General features: G+C 56.8%; 20 protein-coding genes. 12 read left to right on the forward strand and 8 right to left on the reverse strand.

The genetic code is table 11. The annotated features are described in order from the left end of the window. Window positions 1-106 precede the first annotated feature (106 nt). Window positions 107-493 carry a carboxymuconolactone decarboxylase family protein gene (locus tag IMCC21224_RS22610; protein ID WP_047997841.1) on the reverse strand — a complete coding sequence of 129 codons (387 nt, stop codon included), beginning with the start codon at window positions 491-493 and terminating at the stop codon, window positions 107-109. Between the two features lie 20 nt (window positions 494-513). Next, window positions 514-1,359: a hypothetical protein gene (locus IMCC21224_RS22615; RefSeq protein ID WP_047997842.1), complete on the reverse strand. Its 846-nt coding sequence runs from the start codon at window positions 1,357-1,359 to the stop codon at window positions 514-516. Window positions 1,360-1,475: 116 nt separating this feature from the next. Here IMCC21224_RS22615 and IMCC21224_RS22620 point away from each other — a divergent pair, with 116 nt between their 5' ends. After that, the gene (locus tag IMCC21224_RS22620) at window positions 1,476-2,219 is read left to right on the forward strand and encodes a helix-turn-helix transcriptional regulator (RefSeq protein WP_197089303.1); all 744 of its coding nucleotides are present in this window, start codon (window positions 1,476-1,478) and stop codon (window positions 2,217-2,219) included. A gap of 79 nt (window positions 2,220-2,298) precedes the next feature. Here IMCC21224_RS22620 and IMCC21224_RS27450 read toward each other — a convergent pair. Together IMCC21224_RS27450 and IMCC21224_RS22635 are read right to left on the reverse strand one after the other, a co-directional pair. Further along, a protein-coding gene (locus IMCC21224_RS27450; RefSeq protein ID WP_156178405.1) for an IS5 family transposase occupies window positions 2,299-3,056 on the reverse strand; the annotation gives its coding sequence in 2 pieces (ribosomal slippage) (window positions 2,299-2,720 and window positions 2,720-3,056; 759 coding nt in all). Between the two features lie 234 nt (window positions 3,057-3,290). Next, window positions 3,291-3,899, reverse strand: a complete 609-nt coding sequence (locus IMCC21224_RS22635; protein WP_197089304.1) for a TetR/AcrR family transcriptional regulator — start codon at window positions 3,897-3,899, stop codon at window positions 3,291-3,293. Window positions 3,900-4,001: 102 nt separating this feature from the next. On the opposite strand from IMCC21224_RS22635, the gene IMCC21224_RS22640 reads away from it, so the two are divergent. Continuing rightward, complete coding sequence (locus IMCC21224_RS22640) at window positions 4,002-5,483, forward strand: MFS transporter (RefSeq protein WP_197089305.1); 1,482 nt, start codon at window positions 4,002-4,004, stop codon at window positions 5,481-5,483. Between the two features lie 233 nt (window positions 5,484-5,716). Here IMCC21224_RS22640 and IMCC21224_RS22645 read toward each other — a convergent pair whose 3' ends face one another. After that, a complete protein-coding gene (locus IMCC21224_RS22645; protein ID WP_047997942.1) occupies window positions 5,717-6,520 on the reverse strand; it encodes a helix-turn-helix domain-containing protein in 804 nt (267 codons plus the stop codon). Window positions 6,521-6,657: 137 nt separating this feature from the next. On the opposite strand from IMCC21224_RS22645, the gene IMCC21224_RS22650 reads away from it, so the two are divergent. Next, window positions 6,658-7,056, forward strand: coding sequence for a hypothetical protein (locus IMCC21224_RS22650; RefSeq protein WP_047997845.1), 399 nt, complete (start codon window positions 6,658-6,660; stop codon window positions 7,054-7,056). Window positions 7,057-7,170: 114 nt separating this feature from the next. Continuing rightward, on the forward strand, window positions 7,171-7,584 hold the full coding sequence (locus IMCC21224_RS22655) for a PaaI family thioesterase (RefSeq protein ID WP_047997846.1): 414 nt from the start codon (window positions 7,171-7,173) through the stop codon (window positions 7,582-7,584). A gap of 271 nt (window positions 7,585-7,855) precedes the next feature. Here the strand turns inward: IMCC21224_RS22655 and IMCC21224_RS22660 are convergent, their stop codons facing one another. Continuing rightward, a complete protein-coding gene (locus tag IMCC21224_RS22660) occupies window positions 7,856-8,455 on the reverse strand; it encodes a hypothetical protein (protein WP_047997847.1) in 600 nt (199 codons plus the stop codon). Window positions 8,456-8,724: 269 nt separating this feature from the next. On the opposite strand from IMCC21224_RS22660, the gene IMCC21224_RS22665 reads away from it, so the two are divergent. The 4 genes from IMCC21224_RS22665 to IMCC21224_RS22675 all read left to right on the forward strand — a co-directional run bounded on the left by IMCC21224_RS22665 (window position 8,725) and on the right by IMCC21224_RS22675 (window position 10,752). Further along, window positions 8,725-9,222 (forward strand): DinB family protein, encoded by a 498-nt coding sequence (locus tag IMCC21224_RS22665; protein ID WP_047997848.1) that lies wholly within the window; start codon window positions 8,725-8,727, stop codon window positions 9,220-9,222. Window positions 9,223-9,317: 95 nt separating this feature from the next. After that, window positions 9,318-9,494: a zincin-like metallopeptidase domain-containing protein gene (locus tag IMCC21224_RS27455; protein ID WP_255348005.1), complete on the forward strand. Its 177-nt coding sequence runs from the start codon at window positions 9,318-9,320 to the stop codon at window positions 9,492-9,494. Window positions 9,495-9,721: 227 nt separating this feature from the next. After that, window positions 9,722-10,186, forward strand: a complete 465-nt coding sequence (locus tag IMCC21224_RS22670; protein ID WP_047997849.1) for a helix-turn-helix domain-containing protein — start codon at window positions 9,722-9,724, stop codon at window positions 10,184-10,186. Beyond that, window positions 10,183-10,752 carry a PIN domain-containing protein gene (locus IMCC21224_RS22675; protein ID WP_047997850.1) on the forward strand — a complete coding sequence of 190 codons (570 nt, stop codon included), beginning with the start codon at window positions 10,183-10,185 and terminating at the stop codon, window positions 10,750-10,752. Before IMCC21224_RS22670 ends, IMCC21224_RS22675 begins: the two co-directional genes overlap by 4 nt. Before the next feature lie 67 nt (window positions 10,753-10,819). On the opposite strand, the gene IMCC21224_RS22680 is transcribed toward IMCC21224_RS22675, so the two are convergent. Both IMCC21224_RS22680 and IMCC21224_RS29045 read right to left on the reverse strand, forming a co-directional pair. Further along, on the reverse strand, window positions 10,820-11,662 hold the full coding sequence (locus tag IMCC21224_RS22680; RefSeq protein WP_047997851.1) for a hypothetical protein: 843 nt from the start codon (window positions 11,660-11,662) through the stop codon (window positions 10,820-10,822). A gap of 241 nt (window positions 11,663-11,903) precedes the next feature. Then, on the reverse strand, window positions 11,904-12,296 hold the full coding sequence (locus IMCC21224_RS29045; RefSeq protein WP_369796061.1) for a hypothetical protein: 393 nt from the start codon (window positions 12,294-12,296) through the stop codon (window positions 11,904-11,906). Window positions 12,297-13,448: 1,152 nt separating this feature from the next. On the opposite strand from IMCC21224_RS29045, the gene IMCC21224_RS27460 reads away from it, so the two are divergent. The 4 genes from IMCC21224_RS27460 (at window position 13,449) to IMCC21224_RS22705 (ending at window position 19,811) form a co-directional block, all read left to right on the forward strand. Beyond that, window positions 13,449-13,661 (forward strand): hypothetical protein, encoded by a 213-nt coding sequence (locus IMCC21224_RS27460; protein ID WP_197089306.1) that lies wholly within the window; start codon window positions 13,449-13,451, stop codon window positions 13,659-13,661. A 95-nt stretch (window positions 13,662-13,756) separates the two neighbouring features. Continuing rightward, a complete protein-coding gene (locus tag IMCC21224_RS22695; RefSeq protein WP_047997853.1) occupies window positions 13,757-15,010 on the forward strand; it encodes a DUF6361 family protein in 1,254 nt (417 codons plus the stop codon). Continuing rightward, window positions 15,007-16,812 carry a hypothetical protein gene (locus tag IMCC21224_RS22700; protein ID WP_047997854.1) on the forward strand — a complete coding sequence of 602 codons (1,806 nt, stop codon included), beginning with the start codon at window positions 15,007-15,009 and terminating at the stop codon, window positions 16,810-16,812. Before IMCC21224_RS22695 ends, IMCC21224_RS22700 begins: the two co-directional genes overlap by 4 nt. After that, window positions 16,809-19,811 (forward strand): helicase, encoded by a 3,003-nt coding sequence (locus tag IMCC21224_RS22705; RefSeq protein WP_047997855.1) that lies wholly within the window; start codon window positions 16,809-16,811, stop codon window positions 19,809-19,811. The genes IMCC21224_RS22700 and IMCC21224_RS22705 overlap by 4 nt, the downstream gene beginning before the upstream one ends. Window positions 19,812-19,861: the final 50 nt, after the last annotated feature.

A 19,861-nucleotide genomic window follows, 5' to 3' on the forward strand; every position in this document is an offset into this window, starting at 1 on the left:
GCATCGGTCGATCTGGGCACTTCGCGCCGGGCATTCTGGACAAAATTCGGAGGTTTCTGTCCCCGGCGAAACCGACCGTTTTTGACTACTAGGTATTGGCAAGGGGTTATTGTCCAGCCTCGCCACGCTCCTTGAAAACCTCCAAAGCTACGTTGAGCGCATTGATGGCGGCGGGAAAGCCACCGTACAATGCCATTTGCCAGATCGCTTCCGCGATTTCCGTTTGGGTAAGACCAGCCCTCAGCCCTCCCTCAATGTGAATGCGAAGTTGAGGGGCTGTCTGTCCCCCCAAAGCGGTAAGAGCGGAGATCGTCGCAAGATTGCGATCACGAAGGGACAGTCCTGGCCGATCATAGTGTCGCCCGTAGACGAAACTGATCAGGTCTTGCGGCATTCCAGGCAGAAGCACGCCGTAGCGCGCCTCTAGGGCCTCTTCCAAACCGGGGTTATGCCTCTCAGCCAGTGCCTTGCCCCGCTCATAGGGATTTTCCATGTCGCTCATCCTCTCAAGTCTCAGGGGTAGGCTCGCGCTGACACATTGCCTTCCAACATGGAAGGAAGAACCAGCGTGTTGCCGTATGCTGCAATATCCGCAAGCCCGGCAGGATACTCGGCCACGACCGTATGAGCACCATCCGCCCCGACTTCGAAGAGCTGCCCCGTGATCCAGTCGCTGACCAAAAGCGTGTCGCCGATCCGCACAATGCCGTCGAGGTTTCCAAGGCTCGGGACAATGGTGCTGATCGCTTGAGTCTCAAGATCGACCGCGAGCAAGGAGCCGGGTACTTCCGTAGAAAAATCGTCGCGCATCCCTTTTCCCCAGGACCCAACGACAAGCCGCTCTTCGTCCAGGAAAAGACCATTGGGATGCGCCAGTGCCTCATCTTCCAGCCAGACGGTCATGTCGCCTGCCTGATAGTGCCAGATGCGATTGCCCATGAAGTCACTGACATAGGCCTGTTCGCCATCGGACGTGATGTCATTAAGAAACACCGCACCATCGACCTCTTGGCTGCGAAGAAGAGTTCCCGTCGACAGGTCAATCTCGTGCAAACGTGTGAGATCAGCGACAAGAAGCGTTTTCCCGACAATCGCCATGCCTTTTGGCGCGTCGAGCCCCGTGATCCAGTTTGGCTCCGAAATCTCGCCATCCAGCGCTAGCAGGGCCAAGTGCCCGTTTCCGTCTGCTTCTCCAGGATGCCCTTGGATGACGCTGACGATGACACGATCATGCTCTGCGTCAAAAATCGCACTTTCGGGCATATCGAACGGACCAGCAGCCCAACTTGCCGGATCGGCATGCAAAGGTGAGGTCAGACCGATCAGAACAGTCACGATAGATGTGATGGTATGGTTCATGGGTTTCTCCGTTGCTGTGTCGCAAACTCTATCTTTCTGATACGCATCTGGGTATTTCTGACTAAATGGTATCTGCTTTCGATACTATTCGCCCCTTCCAGCATCGCGAGGTCACCATGCAGGCGGAACTCTTCGAGCTTCTGAAGACGGTACTCAAAGCGCGCCGCATGACCTATGCAGACCTGGCTGAGCTGCTGGGACTGTCAGAGCCAACCATCAAACGCATCTTTGCAGAGAGGGATTGCAAGCTCAGCCGCATGAATGAGATTTGCGCCGCGCTCGGCCTGACCCTTGATGATCTGGTGGCGGAGGCAAATCGCGTTGAGGTGCAGCCGATCCGACTTACTGACCGTCAGGAGGCGCGGCTTGCCGATGACCGTCCAGCTTTCAACCTGTTTCTCTTGCTTCTGGATGGCATGACAATTGAAGCGATCCAAGAACAGTATCGGCTAGAGAAACAAAGGGTTTTCAAACTGGGCATAAAGCTGGAAAAGATCGGGCTTGCGGAGGTAATGCCGGGCAATCGCATCCGCCTGACCGTACAAAGCCCGGTCGAGTTTCGTCGCGACGGCCCTTTGCACCAAGCACTTGTGAAGCTGAATATGGCGTTTCTTCGCAGCACCTACCTCGCACGGGACACGGAGCACTCGGCCTATCTGACTCAAACACGTCGCATGACGCAGAAGACAGCGAAGCACATTCTGGCGCGTCTTCGTGATGTTCAGGTCGAACTGTCAAACCTCGCTCGCAGAGATCAGCTCACTCAACCTGAAAATGCACTCCAGAGCTTCAAGATCGGCATCGCGCTCTCTCCAATAGTATTCTCCGAGCTACTTCTGTTGGCAGAAGAAGGCTCGTAACGCCAAAACTCATACGTTTATGTCACCGGCGATAACGACCGTTTGTGGAACGAGTGACCGGCTGTTCTAGGATCAGGATTCATAACCAGTAGATGACGACCGCGGCGAGGGCGATGGCTGAGAGGAACACCTTGGGACAGCGATCATAGCGTGTCGCGACTCGCCGCCAGTCCTTGAGCCTGCCGAACATGATCTCGATGCGGTTGCGCCGTTTGTATCGACGCTTGTCGTATTTGACGGCCTTCTTGCGCTGCTTTCTACCAGGGATGCAGGCGCGTATCCCCTTGTCTTTCAACGCCTCTCGGAACCAGTCGGCGTCATAGCCGCGATCTCCGAGAAGCCAGTCGACCTTGGGCAGACTGCTCAGTAACGCCCGCGCACCGATGTAGTCGCTGACCTGTCCAGCGGTGACGAACAGGCTGAGCGGTCGCCCTTGGCTGTCGCAGATGGCGTGCAGCTTGGTGTTCATGCCGCCCTTGGTTCGACCGATCAGGCGGCCACGCCCCCTTTTTTCGCGGCCAGGCTGGTCGCAGTGCGGTGGGCTTTCAGATACGTCGCGTCGATCATCACGGTCTTTTCCTCGCCGTGTTCGGCAGCCAGACCGACCATCATCCGGGCGAAGATCCCTTTCTCGCTCCAACGCTTCCACCGGCTGTACAGCGTCTTGTGCGGTCCGTAGGCTTCAGGGGCGTCGCGCCAGCGCAAGCCATTGCGATTGATGAAAATAATCCCACTCAAGACCCGTCTGTCATCGACCCGAGGCTTGCCGTGGGACTTGGGGAAAAAAGGGGCAAGCTTGGCCATCTGCTCGTTGGTCAGCCAGTACAGGTCGCTCATATCACCGCTCCGTTTTCCGAGCCGTGAATCACGCAGCGCGTCGAAAATCAATGCATCCTGACCCTAATTTATGACAGTCATCTTCGATAGGCGGAAACGACGGTTTGTTTAATGGTTCGCCGAAGCAGACCTTGGCGCATTAGCGGCGAAAGGCCGCTTCGTCCACATAGCCGACCAACACAGTTTGCGGACACCCCCTAAAATTTCCATTTCGAGATTACTTGCATAGATCCACTAAGAGACTTCACCGTGCAAAGGATAAAACATCTCATCAAGCTGCTGAGAAAATATCTTGATTGCCTCGTCGGGAGTATGGAGTCCAATCAGGACTGCGGTTCCAAGACCATGACTGAGCGCCAGCAGGTTCGCTGAATCATGCGTAAAATCCCGTACTCCGGATATCTCTCCGTTTTTTTGAGCGTCGCGAAGAGCGGCAGCAATCTGGTGTTCCATGCGCGCCGGTCCAGCAGCAATTTGCTCCTTGGAAAATTCAGGATTTGTAGCCGCTAGCATCGCATAGGATGTCCACACCAAGTGAAATTTCTGACTTTCTGAATCTGTAGGCAATGCCTCGCGAAAGATCGCATCAATGTACGCACGTATGGATACGTTTTCTGGCAGAGCAGCAAGCTTTGCAGCCAATCTTTGATGGCTCATTTTCTCGAGGTGTATCAATGTCGCGTTCATCAGGTCGGCCTTTGTCCCGAAGTAGTACTGCACCAGCCGCAGTGAGACCCCCGCTTCCGTTGCGACGGAGCGCATCGTCACCGCATTAATTCCGACCGTAGCGGCGATGCGTAGAAGCGCCTCGCAGATCTCAGTCCGGCGTTCGTCATGATCCACGGTTCTCGGCAACTTCCATAACCCCCTTCTTGTTTTCATGGTACGATTGTATCATATATCTAACCGGAACAACCAAAAGTTTCTTTTTAAAGAGAAAAAGGGATGCAGGAGTTTGCCATGAGATCCAATCATCCAAAGAACGTATCCGATTCAGCCGATCTTGTCCCAAGGCGGCCGAAGAAAACGGATACTGGTAGGGCGGATTGGGGAGATCTGCTAGCCGAAGGTCGATTCTCGCGGTTCATCCTAATATGTCTCGGCGTCTGGCTGACTGCAGTCGACACTCTTGTGACCGCTACGATCATGCCAAGTGTAGGCTTAAATCTCGGCGGTTATGCCTATTTCGGGTGGACAATCGCTGGCTTCATGACCGGTGTCGTGCTGGCTTGTGCAAGTGCTGGTCGTTTTTCAGAGATTGTAGGCCTGCGCAGAGCGACAGTTCTTGCCGGACTGGTCTTCGGAAGCGGCTGCCTGATGTCTGCGCTCGCCCATAATATGGAGATTTTTACTATTGGGCGGTTGGTGCAAGGTATCGGGGGCGGCTGGATATCTGGTTTTGCGATGATCGCCATTGCTCTCCTCTTTCCTGAACGGCATCTCGCACGGGTTTTCGCCGCGACCGCCGCGATCTGGGGAGTTGCGACTTTGCTCGGGCCTCTGATCGGTGGTTTGTTCGCCGATGCCGGAAACTGGCGTGGTGTGTTCTGGCTGTTTGCATTTCAAGCGCTCGCCTTCGTTTTTGCCGCCGCAGGACTTCTGGGCGGTATTGCGCCCCCCACAATACGTGAGGGTATTCCGTGGCGGCAACTTGCCATCCTTGCACTAGGCATCGGCTTTATTGGTGCCGCCAATATTATTGGGTCCACACTTACTGCGATCTTATTTGTCATCCTTGGACTGACGCTGATCGCGTGCGTTCTAAGGGTTGACGCCACAGCACAAATTCGTCTGCTTCCTCGTGGAGCAAGCGACGTAACAAAAGCGTGCGGTGCCGGTTACGTAGCCATGTTCACACTGACAGCGGCCTCCATCGGTCTTTCTGCATACGGCCCAGCAATCCTTCAAGAGCTTCGCGGGCTTTCACCACTTGCTGCTGGCTATGCGGTAGCTGTTATGGCCTTCGCTTGGACAGGGTCAGCATTTGCAGTCGCAGGGTCAGACAGATCGAACGAACGGGGATGGATCAGGGCGGGAAGCGCTTGCATACTCGTTGGCGCTGTCCTTCTGGCTCTCGTCATGGGACAAGCTCATCTTGCCTTGGTGCTGCCATCGGCTGCGATAATGGGGGTAGGTTTCGGACTATCATCAAGCCTTATGAACCGGCGCGTTTTGGGGGGTCTTTCGGATGAGGACCGTGCAATTGGTAGCTCAGCCCTGATTGCATCCAGGCAGGCAGGCGGCGCTGTTGGCGCTGCTATTGCAGGCGTAGCTGCAAATTTCGCGGGTTTCGCTTCAGGCTTGAACGCAGCGACAGCAAGCACCACCGCGCTATGGGTTTTCACATCCTTAGTCCCGCTTGCTGCGGTCGGAACATGGGCGGCATGGCGCCTCACTCGCAGCCAACAGAAAGCCACAGATGCCTAAGCCAATTAGATCAAAATTCTTGCGACATGGGCACAGAGTGCTGCAAAAGGTCGGAAGGAGCCAGCCAGTTTTCTGAGTTCCCTACTTCGTCGTGAACTGCTGACGCCGCAGTATCACCGGAAACGGTTAACAATCACCTTAGGTCGGAGCCGAGTTTTTGGTGGCGTCGAGTGACGTGTCTCGCGCGTGTTACAAAAATCGTTTCTGACCTGTTAGCCACACGTTTGCACCTTTCATCGCCCATTATTGAAGCCAGCCATAGCATCCTCCGTTTCCCTGTCCGCCGGAAAAAACGCTTCGATCGTTACCTCAGACAAGGTGACGTTGATTGCCGTTCCGAAGATGGTAGTTGTGCTGAGAAAGGAAAGCGGCCCGTCGGCGCTCTTCAAGCGCAAAGGGACTGCAATCTCCTGATGCCGTGTGGGCGCGATATGATCGCGTCGAGCAGCATCTGGGCACGGGAATGCAATCAACTCATCCCTAAGCGCGGCCAATACAGGATCGGCGGATATCTCGATTTCATGGCCGAGACGGGTCAACACATGATTGCGCCACTCACCCAAATTTAAAATACGCCGCGCGAGGCCATCGGGATGGAGACTCAAGCGCAAAACGTTCACTTTACCCTCCAGCAAATGAGTTGCGATGCCAGTCAGCAGGGTAGACAGGGCGGCATTCGCGGAGATCAACGTCCAATGGCGATCCACCGCCATCGCCGGGTGAGGAAGATGCCCATGTAGAATACGCTCGATCGCGTCACGCGCGACAGAAAGCTCCGGCGCATCCAGCGGGTGCTGTGGGAAGTGCGGCGCATAGCCTGCGGCGTTTAGGATAACGTTCCGCTCGCGTAACGGCACCTCCAGACATTTGATCAGTTGCATGACCATATCACGGCTGGGATGCGAGCGTCCGGATTCAAGAAAACTGAGGTGTCGCTGTGAAATTTCGGCCTCAACAGCGAGTCCAAGTTGGCTAAGCCTGCGACGTTGTCGCCACTGCCTCAATAGTCCCCCAAAGCTGTCCCGATACTGCGCCATGCCGACATCGGTAGCCTGCCTCGAAGTTTGAAACAATTACCTTTGACGTAATCGACAGAAGTCCGTGGGCGCTGGATGATTACGCCATCACATTGCCGCTCACACAGGGTAGCGCGCCTCAAAAAAAGGAGCAATGCATGACCGATCGCTCGCACCGGCCCTCACTGCATAAAATTCTCGCCCTAGACGCAGCGACCTGCGTTGCCATGGGTATATTGCTGGTTTGTGCATCCGGATTGATAGCGGGGTTGACACAAATTCCTGGACCGTTCCTGCTCTGGGCAGGAGTAATTCTATTGCCGGTTGCAGGCTTCATGGCGGCCTGCGCCAGACTAAAAGCAATACCCAGTTGGGCAGTGCAGGCAATCGTTTCAGGGAACATATTCTGGGTCGTCGGCAGCATGATTCTTCCGATGGCCGGACTGATTAACCCCAATGCACTCGGTTGGGTCTTTCTTATCATGCAATCTTCAGTCGTTGCCATGTTTGCGGCTCTTGAATGGGTCGCACGGCGAGACCCTAATCCTTCAGCCTGACGCAGAAACAAATAGGGACTTACCAGTAAGTTTCCGCGACCCTGAGCGTCCGGCCAACAAGCTGAAAGTCCGCCTCTTTCTCCCTTAATTTTTGCAGCCGATAAAGGAGTGACAATGTCAGAACTTACTAAGAAGCAGGCGCATCTTGCCCATATGGTATTCGCCGCGCCTGCCCCAAAACGGCTAGGAATAGAACCCGTATCAATTGAAAAAGATACGGTATCCGCGAGGCTCCCTTACAACACGGCCAACTGCACCTTAGGTGAGGTCATGCATGGCGGTGCTATTGCGACCCTCGTCGACGTTGTCGGCGTCGCGGCAGCAATATTTGGCTTGCCACACGTGCCAAGCACCGGTGGAACAGCAACTCTCACGATAAACTACCTCGCCCCAGCTATGGGCTGTGACCTTACTGCTAAGGCTACAATTCTTAAGGGTGGGCGACGACAATGCGTCAGCCGCGTTTCTGTCGTCTCCCCGAAAGGTAAGTTGGTTGCCGAGGCACATGTAACAGTCGTTTTTGCATAGTGGCAGAAAAGTCCCGCATAGCCGCCAATTAGCGGAACGCGGTTGTTGTAGAAGCAAAACCTGTGATCCCGGCGATACGCCGGTCTTCCTTTGAGCGATAGACAGGGCAGGGGATTGACGGGCTGACGCCAACCCTGAAAGTTTCTAATTCCTTTTGATCCGCCTGCAATCCTGGCAGGTCCGAGAAAACCGGCAAGCGCCGCCGTTGGCGTCGGATCCGGTCGAGAATTCCGGTACCTCCCACGCGTAGGCGCGCGGTTCTCTCCCAAATTCACGCCCTCCACCCGGTTGTCACGGCCCCGCCAGGCCGCAGGACGGGCTTTGCCCTTACCTGCTCTGCCGTTCCGAATGCATGGGCATTCCAGAAATCAGAACAGGAAGGCCCGCCCATTGGCGGAAAGGGGAACAGACCGGTGCCGAACTTCGCGGTCAGGAACTGGTCATAGAACTGCAGGCAGTGGTAGATTGTGTCCCCGGACAGACCGCGCTGGACGCGCAGGTACGTCTCGTACTCCCGTTTGAGCACAGCCCTTGGTGACATGTCGAGCGGCGGTATTGGGCGCGCTGGAGCGGATGCATTCTCGATCAGGTAATCCCTGAACCGATTAAGTCGGTATAGGCAATGCTTCTTGTCTTTCGCCGAAGCGGCGTCGACGATTGGACGCGCAAGCTGGTTCATAAGCTCATCAGTTAAGTCAGAAGGGGTGAGTTTTGCCGATACCAAGGCCTCCCTGAGCGCTTGTGCATTCGACCAGTATTTATCAATCGACCCCTTGCTGTACCCTTCAGATTCGATGACTTCGGCGAAGTGGTCTGCATGATTGATCCGGTTTGGCAAAGATCGGTTCGCGCAAGATAGTTGCGTTTTCATAAGCTTTTCCTTCAGTTGATTGAAGGTTGTGCTTATGCCAGATCGCCGAACCGGACGCTCACGGCGCGAGGATAGATCGACACAAAGCGTTCATGCCCGATGCTTGACGTCGCACCTCAAATAACTAACTATCCGGTTGTTCGTCAGCGCCGACATCCTGGTCAGGCCTTCTGAGTCCGGCACCAAGGTATCTCTAGGCGCTGGAATAGACGCTTCGGAGCAAGCGCCAGAATATCATCCAACATAGAAAATAGAAGGAGTCTGAGACGATGATCTCAGCCGAATATTGCCGCCTTATGTCCCGCTACAATACTTGGCAGAATACCTCATTGGTAACCGCCGCTGACGGGCTCACCGAAATCGCGCGACACAAGGATCGGGGTGCATTCTTCCAATCAATAGCTGCCACCCTGAACCATTTGTATTGGGCTGACGCACTGATCTTGCAGCGATTGAAGGGAAACGAACGACCAGAGAAAACGATTACGCACTCCCTGACCAGCCCATCGGATTGGAACGAGTTCAAAGCTCTGCGTTCCAAACGAGATGAGGAAATTGAAGAGTGGGCGGCCGGACTGGGCGACGCTGACCTCAACGGAATGGTTGTTTGGTATCCAGGCGATGGCTCAACTCGTATCGAGAAACCAAAGACTCTTTGCGCCGCAGAACTCTTTAATCATCAGACCCACCACCGGGGGCAGGTCCACGCAATGCTGACAGCAGCAGGTGCAGAGCCAGAGCCAACCGACCTGTCAGTGTTGCCGTAGTTTGCACGCGGAGGGCTCAAAGCCCGAATTCGCCGTGTTTGGTTCGAACGGCTGCTGTTTGTTGCCAAGTTTTATGCCGACACGCTGCATTGCGGTTGGACCGCTTGGGCCGGTTCAATGATCGCAAGGCCTATGCGTTCGAGGAGTTGGTCGCGGAAATAGGAAACTGCATGCTTTGCGCGCAGATCGGTGTGGAACCTGAATTTGACCAAAGCGCTCCGCCCCAAGAATTTCACCACACATGCCAGACCCCGTCTAAGAGACGTCGTTAATGACGTCCTTAGCGACGTCTCTTAGATCATCGCACGAGCATCAGGCAGGCGGTGCCAATGGCGTGGTTACAAAGGATGTGGCAGACTTCGCCGACCTTGTTGACGGCAGAGGTGCACTCAATAACCCGCGCGCCAGTAGAGCGTGAAGGATAGTTTTTCAGTTAATGCACTTGTTGCACTTATTTCATATATGATGGCAGACAGCAGAAAACGGAGAGGAGACCACCATGAACATGTTGGCACACCGGCATCTTCCACCGACCCCGCAGGACGCTGCGATCGCGCGTGTCTCGGGACAGGCCTTGTCGCGCTTTGCGGCAGCCCGAGGCCCCTTGAAGCTTCGCGTTACAGACGCGGAGCAGATGGAACCGATCGAACTTCCCGCCGGCGCTGTTGCGCTACTCATGGAGATCCTTGAGGCGATGGCAGCCGGTCGCGGCGTCACCATCATTCCCGAGAACGCCGAACTCTCGACAGTCCAGGCGGCAGAGGTGTTGAATGTCTCTCGGCCGTTCCTGATCAAATTGCTTGAGGATGGCAGTATCCCGCATCGGAAGGTCGGCAAGCATCGCCGCGTCCGCATGGAAGACGTCATGTCGTACAAGGCAGCCATCGACAACGAGCGCGAAGCCGTCCTTGATCAACTGGCCGCCGACGCACAGGACCAGGACATGGGCTATGGCTCGAAATGAGCCAGTACACGGTGCTGTTCGACGCGAATGTTCTCTACCCCGCGCCAATGCGGGACGCGCTGATGCAATTGGCTGTCACAGATTTTTTCAAGGCGAAGTGGACGGCTGACATCCATCGGGAATGGATCGACGCCCTTCTACGCAATGAACCTCATCGGGAGCGGGCGGCGCTGGAGCGGACCCGCGACTTGATGGACAGGGCCACGCGCGACTGCCTAGTCACCGGCTATGAGGCCTTGGTACCGGCCCTCATATTGCCGGATCCCGACGACCGGCGCGTTCTGGCGGCCGCGATCGTCGGGCGCTGTGACGCCATCGTCACTCAGAACCTGAAGGACTTCCCACCAGAGGCACTTGCACCATTCGGCATCGAAACTCAGCAGCCCGACGACTTTTTTCGGAACCAGCTTTCTCTCGCGCCCGGTCTGGTCTGCTCCGCGCTACGCAAAGTTCGCGCCCGCCTCAAAAACCCGCCCAAGAACGTTGACGAATATCTGTCGATCCTGACGCAACAAGGGCTGGTCGCAACTGTTGCTGACCTGGAGCAGTTTGCCGATCTGCTCTGATTGGCGCCATCGCGGGTCTGGGCGTGCTCAACTCGTTTTGGCATTGCAGGTGCTAACCTCTCCATTGTCACCGCGCAATCTCCCCAGCCAATACAGCTCTACCATGCACAGCCAGCATGGCCGTGAACCGCTGGCATCCAAACTGGCGGATGACCTCGAGAACCCGCGCCTCATAAGCGGCCATACCGATCTTGCTGCACAGGTCTGAAGCATGAAATTGGCGGTTTGCGCTTGGTGCGGCATTGATCTGATCGCGTAATTCTCGCTCTCTCGGATCGAGCATCACCTGCGGTTCGGGCAATTCTCTTGGTCGAGGTGTAGCGCCTGGCGCGGTGCGCCACCTGCGCATGAATCCGAGTAAGAAACCCGCCGGAACCTTCTCGTTGCCGCGCGCGCGGTTGAACGCAAGGAAGCGATCCCAGATCACTTGCGTATCGACATTCCAGCATGGAAGCACGGTCTTCGCAGCCTTGATCAAGTCGGCCCAGCATGTCTGGAACACGTTCGTAACTGCATTAATGTTGATATGTCCTGAGAATACAGTTTTGTTATTATCTTTACTAGATAGTGATGTGTCGTCTCTACCTGACGCGACATCTTCGATCTCGCCTTCTTCATCAAAGGCTGTGAAGCGAAAGAGCCACGGTGCATACTTGCCATTGGGCTTTTGGCGGGTGAGTTGCAGCTGGGAGGCTTCCAGTTCAGTCAAGAGCACGGTCAGATACTGGCGCGAAACGCCCGTTTTGTCTGCGAGCGCAGATAGGGTGAACGCGGCTGTCCCGCGTGACAAGCCGTTGTAGCCTTCCTTCCAGGCGATGCCATCGAGGATGATCGTTGCCAACTTATGGGCGGATACGGAAAGCTCTGTCTGTGTGATCCGTCGCAAGATCAGGCCGGTTGTGGGTTCCATGGTCGGTGTCTCCTGAGAGAGCCGAGGCCATGCCGTGAGATAACAACATTTTTGCTAGCAAAACAACTTTGCTGGTTGCAGAGGTTCGGACAGTGCGCTAGAAAAACCTTGTTCACGGGTTTTTTTCTAGCGCGGCGTCAGGCTTCACGGTCTGGCGTCGTTTCCCTTTTTGGGGTCGGTGCACGGTCTCTGGTGCAGGGTTTATCGGATACGGGCCGGCGCCACGCCGCCCCGCGCAGGGTCAGTAGCGGACCTCTTCGAAGCCGTAGTTTCCCTCGTGGTCTCGCCAGTCCACGAAGACGGAGCGGTAGCTGATCGATCTGCAGTGAACGGGCTCGGGAAGTTGCGATGCTGGAGGGACATCGGCTACGCTCGACCGTGTCCAACGATAGTCGCCTTGCACTCCATATGAACCGAGGCGGGTGCTGTCGTAACGGTTGCAATCGCCATCCCGGTTTTCGCGCTGGCTGAACTGGATGTGATAGACGCGAATGCTGCGAACGAAGTCGAAGGCATCGCCCGAGATGTCGATGTCAGCCTGTTCTTCTGCCTGCACTAGCAAAGAGAGCGGCGGGTCTTGCGGCTCGCTGATTTGCGGCTCAGTTCGGAAAGCGATGTCGTAGAGCCGTTCCATCGGCGAAAGCGGGGCAGGGGCGCTGAACGACACTCCCATCGGGCATCGCCAGATCTGTAGGGGCGGCTCGATCGGCCACGGTGTAATCCGCCGAATGAAGACGGCCCGAGCATGGGCGCAAGGCGCCGATGCTGGCCAGCCTCCTGCCAGGCAGAGCAAGATGGCGCAGTCAACCTGGTAGGCTTGTGCCTGCTCGACTGAACCGATGAGGCTCGATATGGTGATAGCAGCGGCGGCTGCCGTGCTTCGGACCCTGTGCTTCATGACGCCGACTCCAACTATAATGGTGCTGCGATACAAAACAACACGAACGATAGCAAGGCGATTTCATCGCATCCTGCTGTGTTGGCGCTCAAAGCTTCGTCGGTAAAGGTTCGGACCTTTGCGGGCGCGCAAGCATTGATTGTGATGCGCGGCCGCAGTTCTCGAAGCAGTCTTGCGATAGGTGAGCGGCCAGATCATAAAGCGAGATACTGCGACTACGAGGGTACGGGTCGCTGGAAGCGCCGCCCTGCCTCGAAGCATGGAGCAGCCGTCTACGAAGCGGCTGTCAAAAAGCACATTAAATCCGTGGATTAGTCAGGCACGGCCGACGGATAAACCGGAAGCCTTCAATCCAGGCTCGGCCGCGCGGGCGCCGTGATGATATTAGCACCGATATTGAGCGCGGTCATCGCCGCGGCAGGCTAGGATCTGCTCGGGAAGGGGGACGGTTTTTGAGGCGGTCAAGCCCACGTCTTGTCGGGTCGATAAGCCCAAGCAATCACGAGGCTCTCGTTGAGCACCAGCACGCTAGTACTGAAAGGCATCCGCTAACAATGATCCGCTACACAATAGCCAGAACTCACGGGGCGAAATTCGCCTTTTCTTGAGCTGCGGCTGTTTCAGCCTTGTTGATCACTACTATATGCTGGCTCCGGGCTGGCAATTGAGCGGCATCACCTAGAAGGCCTAGGCGTTTCAGCACATAAAAGAGCTTCGCGTAGCGGGCGGTCAGAACGGCCGAACCGCCTGCCTGCCAAAGAGCGTCTTGACCAGCAGGTGCGCCAGCATCACCAAGTTCGCCCACATCAAGAATGCGCAGGAGGCAGTCTTTGAACTTGTGAGTTATGTCGCAGTAGCCGCGCACATGCCAGCGAAAAGCGCGAAAAGGTGCGCCGCAATCGCGGCCAGAGATCGAGGATCGAGCAAGGTTCGGCCGCCGGGATCAAGAAACTGAAAGTTGGTTGGCAAGACCACCGCTTCGAATTCGACGTCTGGATCGTGCAACCCGGCCTCTCGCGAAAGGCCATCGTTGAAGAAGGGCTGCATCTGCTCGCCGGTGTCGAGACCTATCTTCTCCAAACCCGCGCCATGCGGTTATAGGTGATTGGCAGTCAATAGTACGCGGCTGCCACCAAGCATTTAAATCCGCAGGCATTTATGCTCTAATTAGATCACGCGTTTGGGGGACGGGCCTCGTGTCATCTTTTGGTTTTACGTTTCTTTCGCGCAAAGCACTCGGTCAGGCTGAGCAAATGATGTTCGGCGGTAAGGCTGGCGTGCGCGACGAGGTCGGCTTTCTTATCGTCCACCAGCGCTATGCCGATCATTTCTTTCCAGGGACCTCGGTTCTGCATACGCGGTTACGTTATGCGCTCCTCATCCCTTGGCTCTATCAAAGTTTACGAACGAGGCGCCCGATTCCCAAGGATTTTGCGCTGGCCTTTACCGATCTCGAACACGAGATGACCGGACGACTCAAATTTGCCGAGGGACTGGGCGGAGAGAAGGATGGCGTGATCGGTGGGGAGGTTTATCCCCGCGCGATAAGCCAGCCACCCGCCTATGTGTATTGGACTGCGCTCGCCAAGTGGGGCCTGATCGGCACTCGCCCTGACGGTCGTCCCTGGAGTCGCCCGGATATGGCCAAACTCCTCGCCTCATCCAGCAAACGGACAATCCACGACGACGACGGCAAACCTTTTGAGGCAATGGCTTGGCCGATCTCAGGGTTGATCGATGCCCCCGCAGATTGGGAGGACTGGGGAAACTGGAACGAGCGGTACAACGAGGATGGCGATAGAAAACTGACCCTCGACCTGACTCCTCGGGAGCAAAGCTATATCGCTGGCAAGTTGCGCGCCGTCCGTTCGCCGAACGACCCCGGCGAACCGTCGCTCTTGGCTAAACTGGTAGGAAAGCCGCTCGATGGCGCAGACCATTGCTGGGACGCAGCGATTGTATCTATGGCCGGTCATGAAGCTCCGATGCTAAAACGCGCCGGCCAAGCTGCGGCGCTATCGGCGATAGGCAGGGCGATCTACGCAGCCTTGGTCGAGATACTCAAAGAGAACAGAGATAACCGCCCGCAGCCTGATCGGCATCGATCGGCGCTCAAAGACACCGTCGATCAATGGGGCAAGCAAGCCTCTCGGCTTGATATGAACCTATTCCTTGACGAAATTGGGCATCTGCCACCGCCGGTCGAGGCTGTCTTGAAGGATACCTTCGCCTGGGTTCGGGCCGGCGGCAAGGATCCCATGTCGCTTCTTGATGTCTATGCCAGAGCCGAGGTGAGCCGGAAGGACGATCGCGCACGACTCGCTGCCAATCAGTTCGGTGTAGATCGCCGCATAGAGTGGCAAGGCGAACACCATGGGCAAGCCGATCCGCTCCACTATCGCTGGGGCAATGTAAAGCGCCTGCTGCGCGATCTGGAGGGTGTTGCATGAGCGACCGGCAAGCATGGCCCGGCCAACCCTATCTCGACGAGCTGCGACCGGGGCGACTGGAAACGGTGAGGCTAGCGCTTTTTGCAACCTATTCGGTTGACCTCTCCGCAGTCACTGCGACGTTGCTGGCACTGATCGGCCGCAACGACGAGAAAGGAAGCGGCACAGCGGTCGATTTCGCCCAAGCGATCGATACGCTGCGTGATCGCGTCAGGATCATTATACAGCGCGGCCGGATCGCGCGACCAATCGCGCTGCCTCGCATTGCAGGCATCCTCGATCAGTTTATCGCCGAGCAGGATCATGATGAACGTGATCGCAGCTGGCACCCCAAGATCGCCCTTGTTGCCTACGATTGTCCTAGAGGCGAAATCCGCTGGAAACTGTGGATCGGCAGTCGAAATTTGACTAGATCGCAGGATCTCGATGTTGGCGTTCTGCTGAACGGAACCAACAAGCGCGCGAAGGGTCGCGGCCGCCTTAAAGGCGTTGGTGCACTGGCGGCAACTCTCGCACGGGCTGCATCGCGTACCGATGCCGAACACTTGGCCGAGCAGCTGGAAGCGATCTGGTGGCAGGCCCCAGAAGGCTTCCAGTTGCGCTCCCTGCTCAACGGGCTCGATGAAGATACTCCGCTTCCCGCACAGCCGCCCACCGGCCAGATCGATGGAATAACGGTCATCAGCCCTTTCTTGTCGCCCGGTTTCCTGAAGACAGCCGGCAAATGGGGACCGGACGGTTCCAGAACGCTGATTTCGTCGATGCCAGCTCTTGTAGATATGGCCAGTCGATCGAGCAAGCCGCTCAAGGCATTCTCAAAAATCCTAGCCTATGCCGCACCAGATATGCTGCCCGACAAAAGCGCCGTTGCGCTCCCAAGCAATGAGGCTGTCACCGAAGATGATGCTGAGCCGTCCCCGCTGGCTTTACACGCGAAGCTCGTTTGCTTCCATTTAGGCGAAAGGACGCTCTTCAGGATCGGGAGCGCCAACGCGACCGAGCGTGCGTGGGCGGGCCGCAACTCGGAGGTTATGGTGGAACTGGAGGCTGGTGACGCATTCACGTCCGGCTTGGTGTTCCTGGTCGGGAAGGCAACGCCAGTCTCCATCGAGGTACTTGCTGCAACTGCAGCACCAAACGCGAGCGAGGCTGACGCGTTGGAAGAATCACGCAAGATGCTAATGGCCTCGTGGCAGCCGATCCTGCGGCGCGACGGCGAGCGCTTCTTGATCGATGCAGGCGCAACGCCGTTGCTCGCATATCAAGCTCACCAGCTCGACGTTGGGTCCGTAAATGGCGATCTTCTGCCTTGGCCAAGCGGCGTTAGTCGGCTCGATCTCGGAACTATTCCCCTATCGCACCAATCCGCTTTCATTCAGGTTCAGATCAAAGGCCTGGACGGCGCCGTTCGATGGATGCAGCGCGTCGTTATCGATCCCCCGCTGGACGAGCAGCGCGACCTTGCCGCGCTCGCTAGTCATATGGGGCTTCGCGCATTCCACGACTGGATGCGCGCAATGCTGAGCGGAGACACGCTTCCGGTTGGCGGTGGTGACTGGGATGAAGATACTCGTTCGCCTGTAAAGCGTCATAAAGGCCAAGGCTATGATCGCCTGACGCTGGAGGACATTCTCACCGCCTGGGCGCGCGATCGAAAGGCGTTCGGTCGTGCCGATCGTCACTTTGCGCCCTACGTCGACGCACTTCTCGCGCATGGCGGCAATCTCAGCGACGCGGAGAAGGTAGACTTGAACGAACTCGCGCAAATCTGGGCCATCGCACGGACCAGGCTCGCGTTATGAGCGCTAGATCCAAGCCTTTCCAAGCCGCGACGGTTAAGGCGGCTACCGCAGCCCTTTCGGGCGATAATCCGCTCCGTCGCTTCCTTGTCGCCGATGAGGTGGGTCTCGGTAAAACTGTTGTTGCGCGCGATACACTTGCCGCGCTCGCAGATAGGGCACGCAAGTTTACGGTCTATTATATCACCAGCGGACTGAAGGTCGCCGACCAGAACAAGCTTGAGCTGCTGCGATTTCTCGACAAGGACGACGTTAAACATGCGCTGTCAGGCATCGATCGGGTCGGACTCATCCCCTTCGAGGAAAAGCGCAAAGGCAAGCTGCGTCTGTACGCTTTTACGCCAAGGACCTCATTCTCCAACTCCCAGCGTCTTTACGGAGGGAAGGCTGTCGAGCGTGCGTTCATCAAACTGTTGGTGGACGAGCTCTATCCGGGGCTTTCGGATGAATTTCCCGAAGGCTACATCGAATATGGGGCGACTTCGGGCTGGCCTTGGGCGTGCGGTGCAGCCCAAGATAAATTCGACAATGTCTCTGGCGTCTTCAAAGCCGCCTATGGGCGTGCGCTACGTGCGGAATTTGGCAAGCCGGCACGCGAAAACATTCTGCGTGCAATAGAGACAAGCAAGCACGGTCAGAGCCTGGGCCGGATGCGAAAGGCGCTTGCCCAAGCTGCGTTGGATTCTGCGCCTCCCGATCTCGTGATTTTCGACGAGTTCCAATGCTACCGCGACCTTCTCAACGCGGGCGAGGATAATCCGCTGGCGCGCCAATTGCTGGAAGGACAAGAAGGGGAAGCGCCGCCGCCGATCCTCCTCTTGTCTGCCACGCCCTATCGCTTTTACGCCGAACGTTGGGAAAACGGCACCGGAGCGGCACCACACCTCGAATTTTTTGAGATTATCGAGTTCCTGGGTGGCTCAACCATTCGCGCGGAGGCTGAAGCGCAGTTTTGTCGATTTGGCGATCTATTGCATTTGATTGGCCACTTGCCGCTCGACAATCGGCAAGCCGCTATCGAGGAGGCGCAATCCCTCAAGCATAGTCTGGAGGATCTCCTCACACCATTGATGTCGCGTACCGAACGTCCAGTGTTTCACCATCCAACAGAACCCGAACCCTACTCCGTAAGGATCGAACCCCATGATCTCGACGTCTATAGACACTTCACCGATCATGTATCGCCCAAGATGGCAAGCAGCGCGATCGCCTACTGGCTATCCGTGCCACTGCCCGCGCAAGCCTTGGGTGATCGGTATCAGATCTCTCGCGACATAGATTTTCCTGCAACGCGCAGTGTTCCACGCCTCGGGGTCACGAATTGCTTCAAGCCGCCAAGAGATGGCTGGGGAAGCGCCAAGCTGCGCGCGCTCAACAGCCTCGTGCCAACTGACGCGCTCGCGCTCCCGTGGGTACTGCCGTCTCTGACATGGTGGGCACCTTCAGGCCCTTGGACAAAAGTGACGCAGTCCCCCAAGATGTTGATCTTCAGCCGGTTCAGGGCGACTCCCCAGAGCCTTGCGGCTCTCGTCAGCCTCGAGGTCGAACGCAAGCACGTTGCGAAAGGCAATCTCCTCTACGCAGCCGCATGGAAGAAACGGCACCTCAACCCTAAGCCCAAACAAGGCCCGACGCTTGCCCTGTTTCATCCCAGCCCATTCCTCGTTCGAGCTGTTGATCCCCTCGATGTGAAGGGGAAAGCGACAATAAAGCAGGTCAGAGCCCGAGCGCGTCAGCAGATCATTCAATCGCTGCCGGCGTCGATTGCGGCCAAAGCACCGAATGCGCGCAGCAACCGGCGGCGCAAACCAGCATGGGCGGTCCTCGCTGCGATCGAGCGTGCCCAGAAAGCCCCGCTCGCCCGCGAGTTCAACTCGGTTCAGAAGTGCTGGAGCCGGGTCTCGCCAAAAGACATGGCGCTCCAAACGCTACTCAAACAACGCCAAGACGCCGATGCGATCACATGGCTCAGCGGCTGGGAACTCGATGCCTTGGTCGATATGGCGCTTGGCGCTCCGGGTGTTGTGGTCGGCCGAGCACTTTACCGTCACCTGCCCAGCCTATTTGACTTCAACGAGCAGCATTTCACGCAGTTGGTGCGCTTCTGCTGGACGCGGCTGCGAACCTATCTCGATCGCCCCGTATTCTGGTCGATCCTGCCGGGGGAGGATGCGACCCAGAAATATCAAAGTGCGTCCATCGACGGCTGCCTTGAAGCGGTACTCGATGAACATTTTTGGCTGCGCAAATCAAAGGTCAATGCCGATGGGCTGATCGAGGATTTGTCTGCGGCGCTCGCTGCCAACGTCGGTACATTCGGGTTCAAGGGGGCTAAAAAACGCGACAAGATCCGAATCCGCTGCCATGCTGCAGTGCCGTTCGGCGGCACAGAAAAGGAAACGCAACGGCACGATCAAGATACCAATGAACCGCCACCGGCGCGCTCGGAAGAAATCCGAAGCGCGTTCAACACGCCCTTTTGGCCGCACGTCTTGGCGACAACCTCCGTCGGCCAGGAAGGACTGGATTTCCATAGCTGGTGCGACAGGCTCGGCCATTGGGATCTCTGCTCAAGCCCAGTCGATCTGGAGCAACGCGAGGGCCGGGTGCAACGCTTCGGTGGACTAACTGTACGACAGCCGCTTGCCCTCAAACTCGGTGAGCAAGCCCTAGCCCAGGCCCGAGGCCGAACATTGTCGCCATGGGATATAATCGCGCGCAACGCGGATGAGGCGTTTGCGGATGACAAGACTGGCCTTAGCCCGTGGTGGACTATGCAAGGCGCGGACCTCAAGCGGCACCTGTTCGCACTACCCCAGAGCCGCGACATAGATCGGTTCGCGAAGTTGAAGACGCAACGGTTGCTCTACCGCCTCGCCTTGGGGCAACCAAATCAGGAAGATCTTGTCGATTTGCTGACGCAAGACGACGTGGAAACCACGCGATCATTGCAAGCGCTTACCCTCGATTTATCTGCATTTTCCCGCATGAAACGCGAGTAGGTGCCCGTCGCCCTATACGCCTTGCCTATGCAGTTCAGGTGATGCAGCCG

Source organism: Puniceibacterium sp. IMCC21224, assembly GCF_001038505.1.
Taxonomy (GTDB): Bacteria; Pseudomonadota; Alphaproteobacteria; order Rhodobacterales; family Rhodobacteraceae; genus Puniceibacterium.